Raw genomic sequence first — 1,665 nt, forward strand, 5'->3', positions numbered from 1 at the left:
CTGTCGGCGCTGATTGAAAACTGACCCACCGGGGATGCGGCGGAAATCTTGGACTACCTGGAGGTAGTTCATGTATTCATACGAAGACCGTATCCGAGCGGTCAAGCTCTACATCAAACTGGGCAAGCGAACCGGGGCAACTATTCGTCAGTTGGGCTACCCGACGAAGAACTCTTTGAAGAGCTGGCACGCAGAGTATGAGCGATGCCTCGACCTACCGCGTGGCTACGAGAACTCGAAGTCGAAGTACTCACTGGCCCAAAGGGAAAAGGCTGTCGGGCACTATCTCGAATACGGTCGCAACATCGCCGCTACCATCAAGGCGTTGGGCTACCCCGCGCGGGATTCGTTGCGTGCCTGGATTTACGAAATGCACCCCGAGTTGCATACGCGTATTGTCGGTCGATCAGACGGTTTAGCCCGGCCGCCAGCGGTGAAGCAGGCAGCGGTCATCGCGCTGTGCACGCGAAAAGAAAGTGCGAAAGCCCTGGCTCAAAAGCTGGGCGTGTGCAGGCCGACCTTGTACAACTGGAAAAACCAGCTACTCGGCCCAGAGGTATCCCCATCCATGAAGTGTCGGCTTGAACCCTCATCGTCACCGGAACGAGAGGAGTTGCAGCGGCAACTCGAATCTCTCCAGCTCGATGTTCGCCGTTTGCAGCTTGAACATGACCTGTTGATGAGGGCGAATGAACTCATAAAAAAAGAGACGGGCATCAACCGGCAAGTCCTGACCAATCGGGAGAAGACATTGCTGGCTGATGCCCTAAGGCAGAGGTACTCCTTGCTAGAGCTGCTTGACGCGTTGGGCTTGGCCCGAAGCTCCTATTTCTATCATCGAGCCCGAATGCAGGTCGCGGAAAAGTACACCGAAGTGCGTCGTGCCATGGCGGACATATTCGAGCGCAATCATCGTTGCTATGGCTACCGTCGGATGCGAGCTTCGTTGAGCAGGCAGCGTGTGCGCCTTTCAGAGAAGGTGGTGCAGCGCTTGATGAAGCAGGAGTGCCTAGTCGTCGCCAAGCCGAAACGGCGTCGATACGGTTCCTACCTCGGGGAGATCAGTCCGGCGCCGGAAAACCTCCTCAACCGCGACTTCACGGCCCTAGCTCCGAATGAGAAATGGCTGACCGACATCTCGGAGTTCCAGATCCCGGCCGGCAAGGTGTACCTGTCCCCCATGATCGACTGCTTCGATGGGAAGGTAATCAGTTGGTCGATCGGCACGCGTCCCGACGCCGAGCTTGTGAACACGATGCTGGATGCCGCTGTCGAAACGGTGGCCAGCAACGATAAACGGCCTGTTGTTCACTCCGATCGTGGCGCTCACTACCGCTGGCCCGGCTGGCTATCGCGCATCGCTGATGCGAAGCTGATTCGTTCGATGTCGCGCAAAGGCTGCTCACCTGACAACGCGGCTTGTGAAGGTTTCTTCGGCCGACTGAAAACGGAGCTGTTCTATCCTCGCAACTGGCAGTCAACGAGCATCGAGCAGTTCATTCAGGCCTTGGATTCATACATTCGCTGGTACAACGAAAAACGTATAAAGATTTCCCTCGGCGCTCTCAGTCCCGTTGAGTATCGTGAGAGCCTGGGCTTCGCGGCATAACCAGTCCAAGTTTTTGTCCGCATCCCCACTGGGTCAGTTTTCGGTCAGCGGCAACA

At 56.6% G+C, this 1,665-nt stretch carries 1 protein-coding gene; it reads left to right on the forward strand.

Annotation, left to right across the window (positions count from 1 at the left end; all coding sequences use genetic code 11):
* Positions 1-70 precede the first annotated feature (70 nt).
* Complete coding sequence (locus FBX99_RS28760; RefSeq protein ID WP_145133812.1) at positions 71-1,609, forward strand: IS3 family transposase; 1,539 nt, start codon at positions 71-73, stop codon at positions 1,607-1,609.
* The last annotated feature ends 56 nt before the right edge of the window (positions 1,610-1,665 follow it).

Origin of the sequence: Pseudomonas sp. SJZ074 (genome assembly GCF_007828215.1) — a bacterium.
Lineage (GTDB): Bacteria > Pseudomonadota > Gammaproteobacteria > Pseudomonadales > Pseudomonadaceae > Aquipseudomonas.

What these genes read in the sequence shown, in the direction of transcription:
- FBX99_RS28760 (WP_145133812.1), top strand. Translation starts at nt 71, where the DNA reads ATGTATTCATACGAAGACCGTATCCGAGCGGTCAAGCTCTACATCAAA.